Annotated in this window: 9 protein-coding genes; 5 read left to right on the top strand and 4 right to left on the bottom strand. The window is 62.8% G+C overall.

Features of this window, described 5'->3' with window-relative positions; all coding sequences use genetic code 11:
• Positions 1-143: 143 nt before the first annotated feature.
• Positions 144-3,902, top strand: coding sequence for a response regulator (locus AC50YL_RS29685; RefSeq protein ID WP_494836789.1), 3,759 nt, complete (start codon positions 144-146; stop codon positions 3,900-3,902).
• 135 nt (positions 3,903-4,037) lie between these two features.
• Complete coding sequence (locus tag AC50YL_RS29680) at positions 4,038-6,719, top strand: helicase C-terminal domain-containing protein (protein WP_494836788.1); 2,682 nt, start codon at positions 4,038-4,040, stop codon at positions 6,717-6,719.
• 29 nt (positions 6,720-6,748) lie between these two features.
• On the opposite strand, the gene AC50YL_RS29675 is transcribed toward AC50YL_RS29680, so the two are convergent.
• A complete protein-coding gene (locus AC50YL_RS29675) occupies positions 6,749-7,219 on the bottom strand; it encodes a GNAT family N-acetyltransferase (protein ID WP_494836787.1) in 471 nt (156 codons plus the stop codon).
• A 279-nt stretch (positions 7,220-7,498) separates the two neighbouring features.
• On the opposite strand from AC50YL_RS29675, the gene AC50YL_RS29670 reads away from it, so the two are divergent.
• Together AC50YL_RS29670 and AC50YL_RS29665 are read left to right on the top strand one after the other, a co-directional pair.
• On the top strand, positions 7,499-8,011 hold the full coding sequence (locus tag AC50YL_RS29670) for a metallophosphoesterase family protein (protein WP_494836786.1): 513 nt from the start codon (positions 7,499-7,501) through the stop codon (positions 8,009-8,011).
• Positions 7,995-9,998, top strand: a complete 2,004-nt coding sequence (locus AC50YL_RS29665; RefSeq protein WP_494836785.1) for a GTP-binding protein — start codon at positions 7,995-7,997, stop codon at positions 9,996-9,998. Before AC50YL_RS29670 ends, AC50YL_RS29665 begins: the two co-directional genes overlap by 17 nt.
• 176 nt (positions 9,999-10,174) lie before the next feature.
• On the opposite strand, the gene AC50YL_RS29660 is transcribed toward AC50YL_RS29665, so the two are convergent.
• Both AC50YL_RS29660 and AC50YL_RS29655 read right to left on the bottom strand, forming a co-directional pair.
• Positions 10,175-10,948, bottom strand: a complete 774-nt coding sequence (locus AC50YL_RS29660) for a hypothetical protein (protein ID WP_494836783.1) — start codon at positions 10,946-10,948, stop codon at positions 10,175-10,177.
• Between the two features lie 164 nt (positions 10,949-11,112).
• Entirely contained in the window at positions 11,113-11,988 is an 876-nt protein-coding gene (locus tag AC50YL_RS29655; protein WP_494836782.1) for an SDR family oxidoreductase, read from the bottom strand.
• A 160-nt stretch (positions 11,989-12,148) separates the two neighbouring features.
• Between AC50YL_RS29655 and AC50YL_RS29650 the strand changes: the two genes are divergently transcribed.
• Complete coding sequence (locus AC50YL_RS29650; protein ID WP_494836781.1) at positions 12,149-13,138, top strand: helix-turn-helix transcriptional regulator; 990 nt, start codon at positions 12,149-12,151, stop codon at positions 13,136-13,138.
• Positions 13,139-13,456: 318 nt separating this feature from the next.
• Here the strand turns inward: AC50YL_RS29650 and AC50YL_RS29645 are convergent, their stop codons facing one another.
• Positions 13,457-14,506: an NADH:flavin oxidoreductase/NADH oxidase gene (locus AC50YL_RS29645; protein ID WP_494836780.1), complete on the bottom strand. Its 1,050-nt coding sequence runs from the start codon at positions 14,504-14,506 to the stop codon at positions 13,457-13,459.
• Between the last annotated feature and the right edge of the window lie 85 nt (positions 14,507-14,591).

Genomic DNA, 14,591 nt, shown 5'->3' with positions numbered 1-14,591 from the left:
ATCTGAGACGGGGCGGGCAAGCGCGAGAGAGGGAGCAAGCCTTCTTTTGGCTTGTATTCCGCTAGAATCGATTGTGCTAGAATTGATAGCATATTAAACAATAGCCATGCTAGTTGCGCTGAAGACGTTGGAGGGCGACGGTAATGTGGAACAAGATCAGATTTACGGTTAGATCCAAAATCATTCTCGGCTATCTCGTCGTGCTGATCAGCGTGGGGATATCGATTGCGATTCTGGACGGACGAATGAACTCGATGGACAGGGAGATCGATTTCATCAACAGCCACGACATGGCGGTGCATGATCTGGCGAATCAGATCGACAGCCGCGTGCTGGATATGGAGACGGGTCAGCGCGGTTATGTCATTACGGGAGACGATTCCTATCTCGATCCATACACGACGTCCCGCGCGGAGTGGATGGAGATCTACAGCCAGCTGTACCAGTTGGTTGCCGATAACCCGGGCCAGCAGGCGAATTTGCGGGATATCAAGGCGAACGTGGAGAAATGGATCGAGGTCGCCGGCGACCCCGTCATCGCGGCGAAGAAGGAAGGCGACACGGCACAGGTCGCGCAATTTTTCAAGCTGGACGAGGGCAAGAAGATCATCGACGCGCTGCGTTTTCAACTGGGCGATTTCCTGAACGTCGAGAAGGGGCTGACGCAGCAACGGATCGACGACCTGGACGAGAAGAACCGCAGCTTCAAAATCGGTTTGTACATCGTGCTGTTGATCGTGACCGTGCTGGCCGTCGCCGTGTCGCTCGTGATCTCCGGCACGATCGTGCGGAGCATCAAGCAGGTCATCAAGGCGATCAACGATATCGCGGCCTCCGACAGCAGGCAGGAGCTTAACCGGATCGAGGTCAGGACGCGCGACGAAGTACGGGATCTGTGCGAGGCGACGAACGGGCTGCTGGAGACGCAGGAGAAAGCGAACTGGCTGCAATCCGGCATCGCCGAGATTGCCGTCGCCAGCCAAGGCGCCTCGCACGTGAGCGAGCTGGCCCAGGCGTTCATGGCGCGGACGGCGCTGCTGCTGGGCGCCAGCTACGGCGTCTTCTACGTCCGCGAGGGCGACAAGCTGGTCCGGGGTGCGTCGTACGCCGCGGACGGCTCGCGGCTCGGCGCCGAACAGTTTGCCATGGGCGAAGGCATCGTCGGCCAAAGCGCGCTCGAGAAGCGGGTATTTATGCTGGACGGGCTGCCGGAACGTCACGTGCGGATTACGACGGGGCTCGGCGACTCCGAGCCGGCGAGCATTCTCGTCTTTCCGATCGAATTCGAGGGACGGGTCGAGGGCGTGGTGGAGCTCGCTTCGCTGCAGCCGTTCTCGCCGCTGCACGTGCAGCTGATCGAACGGAGCAGGGACAACGTCGGCACGGCGTTGAACAACGTCAAGGCGCAGATGGAAGTGGCGCGGCTGCTGCTGGAGTCGCAGCTGCTCACCGAGGAACTGCAGGCGCAGACGGAAGAGCTGCAGCAGCAGTCGGAGGAGCTGCAGACGCAGTCCGAGGAAATGTTCGCGCAGCAGGAGGAGCTGCGCGCGTCGAACGACGCGCTGATACGCTCGGAGGAGCGGATGCAGCGCCAGCAGGAAGAGCTCGAGGAAAGCAATACGGAGCTGGCGAGGCGTTCGCGGCGCCTGGAGGCGCAGATGCGCCGTGCAGAGGCTTTTAATTCCCAGATCGAGGAGCAGAACTCGACGCTGGCCAAGCAGGCGAACGAGCTGGCGACGGCGTCCCGGTACAAATCGGAGTTTCTGGCCAACATGTCGCACGAGCTTCGGACCCCGCTCAACAGCCTGCTGATCTTGTCCCAGATGCTGGCGGACAACAAGCCGGGCAATCTGCTGCCGAAGCAGGTGGAATTCGCGCATACGATCCATTCCTCCGGCACCGACCTGCTTCGCCTGATCGACGAGATCCTTGATCTGTCCAAGGTGGAAGCCGGACAGATGAAGATCGAGATGGAACAGGTCTTCCTGGGCGATATCCGGGAAAGCATGCGGCGCGCCTACGAACCGCTGGCCGCCAAGAAAGGCATCGCCTTCCATGTTGACATCGAGCGCGATATGCCGGCGTCGGTCTTCACGGACGGACACCGCCTGCAGCAAATTCTCAAGAACCTGCTGTCCAATGCGTTCAAATTCACGCATCAGGGCCATGTAACGCTGCGAATGCACCGGCCGGAAGCGGACGATAGGCCGGCGTCAGCCGCGGGCGGCACGGGAGGCATCCGAGGAACCGCCGTACCGGATATTGCGATTCGGCCGGGCGGACTTGACGTTTCGGACGAACGGAACGGCGCGATCGCCTTCTCCGTGATCGACAGCGGGATCGGCATTCCCGCCGGGAAGAAAGAGATTATTTTCGAGGCGTTCCAGCAGGCCGACGGCTCGACGAGCCGCAAATACGGCGGGACGGGACTCGGGCTGACGATCAGCCGCGAATTGTCCGCGCTGATCGGCGGGCATATCGCGATCGAAAGCGAGGAAGGGGCGGGCAGCGAATTCACGCTGTACCTGCCCGAACGATTCGGAGAATCGGAGTCCGGCGTTCGTGCGGAGCTGGCGGAAACCGGAGCCGCATCCGAGACGGGCGAGGCGGCGGTCAAGCGGGAAGCCGCCAAGAAAGAGGAGCTCCTCGCGCCGAGCATCGAATGGACAAGTCCCGACTTGCTGACGCCTTCCTCGCTGGAGGACGACCGCGATGCGATTCGAACGGGGGACCGCGTGCTCTTAATCATCGAGGATGATGTCCGGTTCGCGAAGATCCTGCTCGAGATGGCCCGCGCGCGCCATTTCAAGGCATTGGTCGCGCTGGAAGGCGACAAGGGCCTCGCGCTCGCCAACGCGTACAAGCCGGATGCCATCCTGCTCGATATCCAGGTGCCGGTCATCGACGGCTGGTCCATTCTGGAGCGGCTGAAGCAACATCCCGAGCTGCGGCATATTCCGGTTCATGTGATCACCGTGGTCGACGAGCCGCAGAAGGGGCTGACGATGGGCGCGCTGGCGTTCCTGAAGAAGCCGGTGAACAAGACGCATATTGAACAGGCGCTTTCGCGGGTGGAATCGTTCATGGACCGCGATCTGAAACGGTTGCTCATCGTCGAAGACGACGTGGTGCTGCGGAACAGCATGGTGGAGTTGATCGGGCATGACGACGTGTTGATTACCGCCGTCGCGACCGGCGCGGAGGCGCTCGCGGAGCTGGGACGGGAGCACTTCGACTGCATGGTGCTGGATCTGGGCTTGTCCGACATCTCGGGCTTCGAGCTGCTCGACACCATCCGCAAGTCGGAGCATCTGAAGCAGCTGCCGATCATCATCTATACCGGCAAAGAGCTGGACATGCGCGAGGAGCTGGAGCTCAAGAAGTACGCGGAGAGCATCATCATCAAGAACGTCCGGTCGCAGGAGCGGCTGTTCGACGAGACGGCGCTGTTCCTGCACCGGGTCAAAGCGAACATGCCGGAGGACCGCCGGCAAATCCTGGAGCGGCTGTACGACAACGAGACGGCTTTCGAAGGCAAGAAGCTGCTGTTGGTGGAGGACGACATCCGGAATATTTTCGCTTTGTCCAATGTTCTGGAATCGTACAACATGCGGATTTCCTTCGCCGAGAGCGGCCGCGAGGCGCTGGAGCTGTTGGAGCGGGAGCCGGATTTCGATCTGATCCTGATGGATATCATGATGCCCGACATGGACGGCTACGAGGCGATGAAGGCGATTCGCGCCATGCCGCGCTTCGAGAAGCTGCCGATTATCGCGCTTACGGCTAAAGCGATGAAGGAAGACCGCCAGCGCTGTCTGGATGCCGGCGCCTCCGATTACATCAGCAAGCCGATCGACATCGAGAAGCTGCTTTCCCTGCTTAAAGTATGGCTGTACACGTAAATCTCGGCCTCCGTCGGAATGGTTGGGCGCCAAGCGCCTTGCGGCCATGCGGCGAGACACGGCGGCACTTCATCCCGGCCGCGATTGCTGGTACAATAGAGGAACGAATGTTCCGGCGGGAGGTGGAAGCGCGCGATGAATGCTAGAATCCAGCTCTCGGTGCGCGCGCTGGTGGAATACGCGCACCGGAGCGGCGATATTGAATCCGGCTTCCGCGCGGTCACGGCGCTGACCGAAGGCACGAAGGCGCATCAGCGCGTGCAGAAGCAGTACGGCGAGCAGGACGAACGGGAAGTATACGTCAGCGCGGAGATCGTCATGGACGATCTCCTCTTTGTCGTGGACGGCCGCTGCGACGGGCTGCTCGCGGGCGACGGGGAAGGCGAAGTCGTCGTCGACGAGATCAAGTCCACCTCCGGCCGGCTGCCGGAAGGGATGGCGGAGACGTACCCTGTCCATTGGGCGCAAGCCAAATGCTACGCGTACATGATCGCGGCGGATCGGGGGCTCGATGCCGTCACCGTGCAGCTGACGTACGTGCAGGTGCAGAGCGAGGAAGAGCGCCGCTTCCGGCAGGACTGGACGCGGGAGGCGCTGGAGCGGTTCGTGGACGAGATGCTCCGCGCCTATTACGCCAGCGCGCTGCAGCAGGTGCGCCATGCCGAGGCGAGAGACCGCAGCATCAAGGAGCTGCCGTTTCCGTTCGACGCTTACCGCGAGGGGCAGCGCAAGCTGGCGGGCGCGGTGTACCAGAGCATCGCGGACGGCCACAAGCTGTTCGCGAAGGCGCCGACGGGCATCGGCAAGACGATCTCGACGATCTTCCCCGCGGTCAAGGCGATCGGGGAAGGATTGCTGCAGCGCGTCTTGTATCTGACGGCAAAGACGATTGCCCGCGCGGCCGCGGAGGACGCCTATGCGCTGTTGCAGGCCAAGGGGCTGCGCCTGCAGGTCGTTACGCTGACGGCCAAGGAGAAGATCTGCTTCCGGGAGGAGGTCCGGTGCAGCAAGGAGCATTGTCCGTTCGCCGACGGGTATTACGACCGGATCAACGCGGCGCTGCTCGATTTGCGCGCGCACGAGACGCTGATCACGCGGGGCGTGATCGAGGCTTATGCGCGCAAGCACCAGGTATGCCCTTTCGAATTCTCGCTGGACGCGGCTTACGGAGCGGATGCGATCATCTGCGATTACAATTACGTCTTCGATCCGCGCGTCAACCTGAAGCGCATGTTCGACGAGCAGAAGCGGCATACGGCCGTGCTCGTCGACGAGGCGCATAACCTGGTCGATCGGGCGAGGGACATGTATTCCGCCGAGCTGGAGAAGAGCGCCTTCCTGGAGGTGCAGCGCGCGAGCAAGGGCGTGCATGCCGGCGTGCATCGTTCGGCCAAGGCCGTGAACGATTATTTGCTCGCGCAGCGCAAGCGGATCGGAGAAGCGCAGAGGGAAGCGGTCGCGGAGCAGCCGGCGGAGCTCGCGGCGCTGGTGGAGGCATTCGTCGCCGAGGCGGAGCGCGTGCTGACGGGAGCGGGCGGCTCCGGGACTGGCGGCGCCTTGGACTTCGGTGCGTCCGGGCGCGTATTCGAGACGATGAGTCAAGGCGATTTACTGGAGCCTGAGGAGAGCATGAGCCGCTTGGAGGCCGGCGATGCCGCCAGTGTCGACGGGCTTGAGGGCGGCGGCGGTCGCGCAGGGGGGACCGGTGTCGGCGGCTCGCGCTCCGAAGGCATCTCCGTCCGCGGAGCGGACGATGCGAGTCATATCCGGATCGGAGCTCCCGGCGCCGCCGATCGCGGCGATGCCCCGGTTCGAGCTGGCGGGGGCGCTGGTCATGCCGACGGCTTCCCGGTCGGCCCAAGCGCGGAAGCGGGTCAGTCGGCTGTCGGCGTCGGCGCAAGTCCCGTTCCGGGCGGTCCGGAGTTGCTGGAGCTGTACTTCGCCAGCCAGAATTTCGTCCGCGCGTCGAAGCTGTACGACGAACGGTACGTAACGTACGTCGAATGCGCGCGAAGCGAGGCGCGGATCAAGCTGTTCTGCCTGGATCCGTCGCATCTGCTGCGGACGATGGGCAAGGGCTACCGCTCGACGGTGTTTTTCTCGGCGACGCTGACGCCTTTGCCCTACTACATGGACATGCTGGGGAGCAGCGGCGAGGCGGACTATTCCGTCGTCATTCCGTCGCCGTTTTCGCGGGAGCAGCTGGACGTGTTCATCAGCCCGATGTCGACGCGGTATCAGGACCGGGAACGGACGAAGGAGCCGATCGTGGCGTTGCTCGGCCGGATCACGGCGGAGCGAGCGGGCAACTATTTACTGTTTTTCCCTTCTTACGCATACATGGAGGATGCTTACGAACGGTTCATGGCGCTGCGGCCGGAAGCCGGGGACGGGGAAGGGACGAAGATCATCCTTCAGGCCGCGCGCATGACGGAGGAGGAACGGGAAGGGTTTCTGGCCGCCTTCCAAAGCGGCTCCGGGCAGCGGGTGATCGGATTCGCGGTGATGGGCGGCATATTCGCCGAGGGGATCGATCTGGTCGGGGACCGGCTGACGGGCGTCGCCGTGGTCGGCGTCGGGCTGCCGCAGGTCGGGTTCGAGCGGGATATCATGAAGGCGTATTTCGACGGGACGGGGCGAAACGGCTTCGATTACGCGTTCCTGTTTCCCGGCATGAACAAGGTGCTGCAGGCTGGCGGACGTCTCATTCGCTCGGAGCGGGACCGGGGCGTCCTGCTGTTGATCGACGACCGCTACCTGCAGACCCCGTACAAGCGGCTGCTTCCGCAGGAATGGCTGGATTACACGATCGTATAGGGGCGGCGCCCATAGGCTTCATGCAGCCGCTACTCGCTTCCGGTCAGCGACTTCTCGTAGACGTTGACCCAGAAGCCGTCGATGACGGAGGCGCCTTTGTGGGCGTAGCCGTTGTTCATGAACAGCTTCTTGGCGCCGAGCTGGTTGGTCAGCGCATCCAGGTAGATGTGGCGAAAGCCGAGCTCGCCTGCCCGTTCCTCCAGCTTCGAGAGAAGCTGCTGGCCGTGGCCGCGCTGCTGGAAATCGGGATGGACGCGCAGCCGTTTGATCTCGGCGGTATCGAAGTCGAGCTTCTTGAGGCCGCCCATGGCGACGACCATGCCGTTCTGCGCCGTGCCGACGAGAAACTCGCCGCCGCCCGATAAATATTGCTCCTCGATATGGAAAATATCGTGGTAATGCTGATGCGTCGGCTCGACGCCCGCGGCGGCAATCACGAGCAGATGCAGTCTCCAGAGGTCATCGTGGTCCGCGGTGGAATAGCGGCGGATTTTCAGCATCGCAATCTCTCCTTCACTGTGCCGGAATGGGTGAATACGATATTATGTAATATAATCTAACATATACTACCGCGTGAGGGAATGGTTTTTCCGTATGCGCGCTCTTAAAAAGCGTTCGGTTCGCTGTGGATGATAAATCCGTGTGAGGTAGTGTCCGCGAGAGCGGTTTCTATTGAACCGGGGACGGTTTTGCACAATAATGAAGCTTATAAGCGCCATGAGCTGCCGCCCGGATCGGAGCGGCGGTTCACGGCGAAACGGCGAAGGAGTTGAGCTGCCATGAAGGTTGTCGTGGTGTCCGACACGCATATGACGCGCATGGCCAAGAAGCTCCCCGATCGGCTCATTCGGGAGCTGGCGGACGCGGATGCCGTCTTGCACGCGGGCGATTGGATGACGATGGCGGTCTGGGACATGCTCCGCGATTACGCGGAGACGGACGGCGTGACCGGCAACAACGACGGGGCGGACATCGAGAAGAAGTTCGGCCACCGCAAGATCGTCACGCTCGGCGGCGTGCGGATTGGGCTCGTGCACGGGCATGTCGGGACGGGGAAGCGCGAGGATACGGAGACGAACGCGTTCAAATCGTTTCCCCGCGGGAGCGTCGACGTCATCGTATTCGGCCATTCCCACGTGCCGGTCAAGCGCGAGCGGGACGGGGTGCTGATGTTCAATCCGGGGTCGGCGGCGGACAAGCGCAAGCAGCCGAAGTATTCCTTCGGCATTTTTACGATAACGGGAGGCCGGCTGGTTCAAGCGGAACACATCTACTATGACGATAAAAGCTGAACATACGGGAATGCTGCGCAACGTGGGGATCTTCGCCCATGTCGACGCGGGCAAGACGACGACGACCGAGCAGATGCTGTACCAGAGCGGGCATATCCGGGCGCTCGGCAGCGTCGACGCGGGCACGGCGCAGACGGATTGGATGGACGTGGAACGGGAGCGGGGCATCTCGGTGCGCGCGGCGGTGACGCGTTTTGCTTGGAAGGACACGCCGATCAATCTGGTGGATACGCCGGGGCATGTCGATTTTCTGTCCGAGGTGGAGCGTTCGCTGCGCGTGATGGACGGCGCGGTGCTCATCGTCTCGGCGGTGGAAGGGGTGCAGGCGCAGACGGAGATCATCTGGCAGGCGCTGCGCGAGCTCGGCATTCCGACCTTGATCTACGTGAACAAAATGGATCGCATCGGCGCGGAAGCCGCGCGCGTGCTCGCCGAGCTGCGCCGGCTGCTGTCGCCGGGGGCCGTGCCGATCGCGGCGCCGATCGGCGCGGAAGCGGATTTCGCCGGGACGGTCGACCTGCTGGATCCGCAGGCGATTGCCGCGAATCCTTGGGTGGAGTCCTACCGGCAAGAAGCGCTGGCAGCGGCGGCGGAGCAAGACGAGGCGCTGCTTGAAGCCTATCTGGAGGGCAGTCCTTTGGAAAACGGGCAAGTCGCGGAGGCACTCGCGGCGGGGGCGCGCGGTTCGGCATTGTTCCCGGTGCTCTTCGGCGCTTCCAATCGCGGCATCGGCGTACGGGAGCTGATGGATGCGGTGGTCACGTACCTGCCTGCGCCTTCGGGATCGGAGTCGGCGCCGGTCGCGGGCGTCATTTTCAAGATGGAGCGGGATCCCGTCATGGGCAAAATCGCGTACGTGCGCCTGTACGAGGGCATTATCCGCAACCGCGATATTCTGCATAACCATTCGCGCGACGTACAGGACAAGATCACGCAGATCCGCCGGGTGCACGGGCAGAAATCGGAGGATATCGGCGTGCTGTCAGCGGGCGACATCGCGGCCGTGTACGGGCTGAGCCGCGCGCGCATCGGCGACGTTCTGGGCGCGCCGGAGGGCGTGCCCGGCGAGAAGCGGCTCGCGGTGCCACTGTTGACCGTGCAGGTGCAGTGGGGCAGCGAGGCCGATTATCCCGCGGTCGTCGCGGCCTTCCAGGAGCTGGCGGACGAGGATCCGCTGCTGGATCTGCAGTGGCTGCAGGACGAGCGGGAGCTGCATCTGAAGGTAATGGGGCCGATTCAGATGGAGGTGCTGACCTCGATTCTGCTGAGCCGCTTCAAGCTCGCGGTGTCCTTCGGCGCGCCGTCGGTCATTTATAAGGAAACGCCGGCCTCGGCAGGCGAAGGGTTCGTCGCGTACTTGGCGCCGAAGCCGTGCTGGGCAATATTGCGGTTCGTCATCGAACCCGGCGAGCGGGGCAGCGGCCTCGTGTACAAATCGCTCGAGCGGAACGAGCGTTTGCTGGAAAGCTACCAGAACGAGGTGGCGCGGCGCGTGCCGGAGGCGCTGCAGCAGGGGCTGCGGGGCTGGGAGGTAACGGACCTGTCCGTGACGCTCGCGGAAGGCGAGCATCATGTCTGGCACACCCATCCGCTCGACTTCGTCATCGCGACGCCGATGGGCATCATGAACGGGCTCGCGAACGTCGGCACGAAGCTGCTGGAGCCGATGCTCCGCTTCCGCATGTCGGTGCCGGAGGAATTCGGCGGCAAGATCATGAACGAGCTCGTCGTCCTGCGCGGCGAGTTCGAGGCGCCGGTGCTGCGCGGGGAGCGGATGGAGCTGGAAGGGCTGCTGCCCGTCGCGACGACGCTGGACTTCCCGGCTCGCCTCGGCGCGATGACGAAGGGTCGCGGCACGCTCACGACCTTCTTCGCCGGCTACCGCGAGTGCCCGCCGGACGTCGACGTCTCGCGCCAACGGCGCGGCGTCAACCCGTTGGACCAGGCGAAGTACATCCTGGCCGTGCGCAATGCGATGAGCGGGTAAGGGTTCCGGCAGCGCGGTGTTACGCGAACGAATGCCGTATGTTTAAGCGAGCATTTTCGCGGAGGCGTGCTCGCAGAACCAACGTAAAAAGCGACAGCAATGGATGAACTGGCATCCTCGGCTGTCGCTTTTTACTGTATTATTCGGTCGCGAATGATGGCCGCGCCGAGCTCATGTCAAATCTTCGCGATCTTGCTCGGGTTATTGATCTTATACGGCACCGGGTGCTTGGTCAGCTTCTTCGCGACGATCTTGGCTTCGAACGTGATCGTATCGCCGACTTCCAGCTCGAATTTCTTGAGCGTGTTGCTGTAGCTGGACCAGGCGTCGCCTAGCTCGAGCTCCGGCTCCGTCATCGCGACGTCCCCGTAAATGATGACTTCGTCGTCTTCCTCGGCGAAATGGTTCGGCACCGTGGTGAATTCCTTGACGACCGCGGTCAGCTTGACCTTCTCCTCGGGGAGCTGCGGCTTGGACGACTTTTTCTTGGCGGGCTTGTCCGCGGGCGACGCGGGCTGAGCGACCGCGCGAGGCTTGTCCGCCGGAGCCGCCGCAACCGCAGCCGCGGGGGCGCTAGCTTCACTCGAGGTAACGGCGTCCGCGATTGCGGCCGTTTCTTCCGAAATCGCGCCGGATTCATCCGGTTCGGCGCTGCGCTGTTCCGTCGCCGAGGACGTGCGCTGTCCGAAGGTGGACGCCTGCATTTCTTTCAGCAGCGAAGGGTGGATGAGATGCCGCTGCTTGTTTTCGAATTCAATGACCGCCGTCATGAAATCGACGAAGCCGATGATGGCGCAGGGCATGCTGCCGCTGCCCCGTTTATAGACGAACGCCTTGGACTTGACCGCCTTGTCGGACAGCAGTCCCCATACCTTGCATTGCTCGATCAGCGCCGCTTCGTCCGCGAAAGCAGTGAAGGCGCCCGGCTCGATCGTAAAGTTGTGTTCCATCCGATACCCAGCCTTTCCGATTCGATGTGATTAGCACCAGTTTATCATGTTTTGCCGGCAATGCGAATGTCGGCGAGGACCGGAAGGAGGAGAATCGACTCCGAGGGATGAAAAAGGCTCCGCGGTCATGATCGAAATGACCGTAGAGCCTCCAGGCGCCCGCCTTACTTATAAAATCCCTGTTCTTCCGCATAGCGCCCCCAATGCGGCTTGCGTCCGTCGACGTCTTCGATGCCGTAATCGTCGGACAGGCCCCAGGAAGTGAAGATGCGCCCCGATTTGCTCAGCAAGTCGGGGTCCGCGGCCAAAGCGGCGATGCCGCGCCCGACGAAGAACGGGGTCTCCGATTGGAGGAAGTGCGGCTCCTTGGCCGCCGCGTCCCGCCAATTCGCTTCGGTGACGCCGAAATGATCCAGCATTTCCTCCGAGCGCAGGAAGCCCGGCGTGACCGCCGCGGCCGCAACCCCGTGCGGCCGGAGCTCCGCCGCTTGGGCTTCGGCCAGATGGATGACCGATATTTTGGCCAGGCTGTAAGGCAGGTTGCCGCGGTACCGGTAGTCGAAGCCGTCCGTGATTTCCAAGACCAGCCCCGATCCGCGCCGGACCATCAGCGGCACGCCGTAGCGGCTGGTAATCATGTGGGAATGCACGGCCCGCCGCTGCATCAGCAGCGCTTTGTCAAGCGAGCCCTCCCAGAAAGGCGTTCCCCATTCGGTCAGCGATTCGCCGCCCCAGACGTCGTTGACGAGAATATCCAACCGTCCGCCTTGCTCCGCGTCCACCCGTTCGAACAATGCCTTCACGTCCTCCGGGACGGTATGGTCGACGCGCACCGCGATGCCGCGTCCGCCCTGCTGAGTTACGAGCTCCGCCGTTTCGTCGATCGTCTCTCCGCGCCCGAGATCGGACGGATTGCCGCGCACGCTCCTGCCCGTGGCGTATACGGTCGCGCCCGCGGCGCCCAGCATCATGGCGATCGCTCTTCCGGCGCCCCGCGTCGCGCCCGCCACGACGGCGACCTTGCCTGCTAATGTTTGCATAAATAACTGCCTCCTTGGAACAATGAATTTTTCTCGATGAACCGCTCGGAATTGCCGCATGCCTTACATATTCAAGACGTTTTCAGTATAGCCTTCAAACATGACAGCTATTGTCTTATTTGCATGCTACAATGGAGAAAAATCAGGGAGGAGGCGGAGCATGCGCGCGGATCGGCTGTTGGCGGTACTGGCATTGCTTCAAGCGCACGGCAAAATGTCGTCGAAGGAAATCGCGGAGGAACTCGAGGTGTCCGAACGGACGATCCACCGGGATATGCAGGCGCTCGGGGTAGCCGGCATACCGGTGATCGCGGACCGCGGGAACGGCGGGGGCTGGTCGCTGCCGGAGGGGTATCGCAGCCGGTTGACGGGAATGACGACGGGTGAAATATCGTCGCTGCTGTTCATGCAAACGACGAGCGTCGTACAGGATCTCGGGCTGGCGGGAAGCACGCGTTCGGCGATGAACAAGCTGATGTCCGCGCTTCCGCCCGATATTCGCCGCGATGCGCAAATCGCCCGCGAGCGCATCCATGTCGACGGCGCGGGTTGGCGGGATACGGGGCCGCGGGATACCGGAAGCGCGCAACTGGCCGTCGTGCAGGAAGCGGTCTGGGCGGCAAGAAAGCTGCACATGGTCTACAGGTCGAACGACGGGGAGCCCGGCACGGACAAGCTCGTCCGGCCGCTAGGCCTCGTCGCGAAATCGGGCGTCTGGTATGTCATGGCGCTGTCCGGGCCGGAGGAAGAGATGCGGACGTACCGGGTTTCCCGGATGCGGGAGGCGCGGCTGTCGCCCGAATCGTTCGAGCGTCCGCAGGGCTTTGACTTAGCGGCCGCTTGGAACGCATCGCTGGTTCGTTTTCGCGATCGGCTGCCCCGATACGAAGCGAACGTCCGCATCGCGGGCACCGCGTGGAACCGGTTCAGCCAAGAAAGGTACGTTACGATCGGGCCCCATGCGGACGGCGGGGACGAATGGGTGGAAGCCGCGGCGGAATTCAATACGCTGGAATCGGCCGTGCAGATTATGCTCGGGTACGGGAGGCAGGCAAAAGCGCTCGCGCCGCAGGAGCTGCAAGAGCGAATCGCCGAAGAAGCCCGGGCGGTCGCGGCGAGCTACGCGGCCATGACGGATTGCGAAAGATAAATGAACATACCGCCCGGAATGATGACGCCAGCGTTTCGGCTAAGGCTGACCGAACGGGCGTCTGTCGCGACCGCCGCAATCGTGCCGCGATCAGATGCACGGCGCTTCGGTGGCATAAAGCGCGCATGGATAGGCACGCGAAAAGTCCGGTACGCAAACTTCGTCTGTCTTATGAGGGCGGCTATCGGCGAGCCCGGATTCGCGAATGCACCACGCCACGAGGGCGCATGCAGCCAGCAACTCGAAAAAAACGGGACGAGGCGGAAGATATCCGCTTCGTCCCGTTTGGCATGAGCAAGGGGCCGGTTACCGGCGCGATCAGTATCCGCGCTTGTAGGCGCCCGGAATAAGTCCGGCCGCATCGGCGACGGCGACTTTGTCCGTCGCGACCGCTTGGATGGCATGCAGCGGCCAGTAGGGGTCGCGCAGCATGCCGCGGGCGACGGCGACCAGATCCGCGTCGCCGTGGGCCACCGTGGCATCGGCGAGCTTCGCGTCGTCGAGCTGGCCGACGGCGATGACCGGCACGTCCAGCGCGGCCTTCAGCCCGCGGGCGAGCGGTACTTGATAGCCGGGATAAACCGCCGACCCTTGAGCGCCGACCGGTCCTTCGCCGCCGCTCGAGACATGGAACAGATCGGCGCCGGCGTCCCGGTAGCGCCGGAAAATTTCAAGGCCCCGGGCCAGGTCGTAGCCGCCCTCGGCGTATTCCGCCGCGGAGACGCGAATGATAAGGGGCATATCTGCCGGCATGACGCTCTTGACCGCTTGGATGACTTCGCTGCCGAACAGCGCGAGGTCCCGGCCGTATTCGTCCGTGCGGTTATTGACGAGCGGCGAATGGAATTGGTGGATGAGGTAGCCGTGGGCGCCGTGCAGCTCGATCGTATCGACGCCGGCTTCCACCGCGCGGCCGGCGGCGTCTTTATACTTGCCGACCATGTCGCGGACTTCCTCGGTGCTCAGCGCGCGGGGCTTGCGCGAAGCGGCGCTGAACGGGATGTCGGACGGGCCGACCGGCTGCGGGGCATCCTGGGCTTTGCGTCCGGCATGGGCGATCTGAATGCCGACTTTGGCGCCCTGCTTGTGGACCTCCGAGACGATGCGGGCGAAAGCCGGCGTGTGCGCGTCCGACCATAAGCCGAGACAGTTGTCCGTGATGCGGCCGTCCGGCTCGATGTCCGTCATTTCTATTAATATTAGGCCGGCGCCGCCGACGGCGCGGGAAACATAATGCACGTAATGCCATTCGTTCGGAATGCCGTCCTTGGCCTCGACCGCGTACTGGCACATGGGCGCCATCACGATTCGATTGCGCAGCGACAAGCCTTTCAGTTCATAGGGGGTGTAAAGCCGGTTTCGACTCAAACCACGTCACTCCTTTATCGTCCCGATTTCTATTCGCATGGCAGCATGGGCCGCCTATCCGGTATTATAAACCTTGTTACTTACT

The sequence above is a fragment of the Paenibacillus sp. J22P277 genome (assembly GCF_059383675.1).
Note: the sequence above shows the minus strand (reverse complement) of the source record. Positions and strands in the feature narration are given on the sequence as shown.

Bases quoted from the DNA above. Each gene is read 5' to 3' on its own strand.
- AC50YL_RS29675 (WP_494836787.1), bottom strand. From the start codon at position 7,219: ATGCTGAAAATCCGCCGCTATTCCACCGCGGACCACGATGACCTCTGG.
- AC50YL_RS29655 (WP_494836782.1), bottom strand. From the start codon at position 11,988: ATGCAAACATTAGCAGGCAAGGTCGCCGTCGTGGCGGGCGCGACGCGG.
- AC50YL_RS29650 (WP_494836781.1), top strand. From the start codon at position 12,149: ATGCGCGCGGATCGGCTGTTGGCGGTACTGGCATTGCTTCAAGCGCAC.
- AC50YL_RS29670 (WP_494836786.1), top strand. From the start codon at position 7,499: ATGAAGGTTGTCGTGGTGTCCGACACGCATATGACGCGCATGGCCAAG.
- AC50YL_RS29685 (WP_494836789.1), top strand. From the start codon at position 144: ATGTGGAACAAGATCAGATTTACGGTTAGATCCAAAATCATTCTCGGC.
- AC50YL_RS29680 (WP_494836788.1), top strand. From the start codon at position 4,038: ATGAATGCTAGAATCCAGCTCTCGGTGCGCGCGCTGGTGGAATACGCG.
- AC50YL_RS29660 (WP_494836783.1), bottom strand. From the start codon at position 10,948: ATGGAACACAACTTTACGATCGAGCCGGGCGCCTTCACTGCTTTCGCG.
- AC50YL_RS29665 (WP_494836785.1), top strand. From the start codon at position 7,995: ATGACGATAAAAGCTGAACATACGGGAATGCTGCGCAACGTGGGGATC.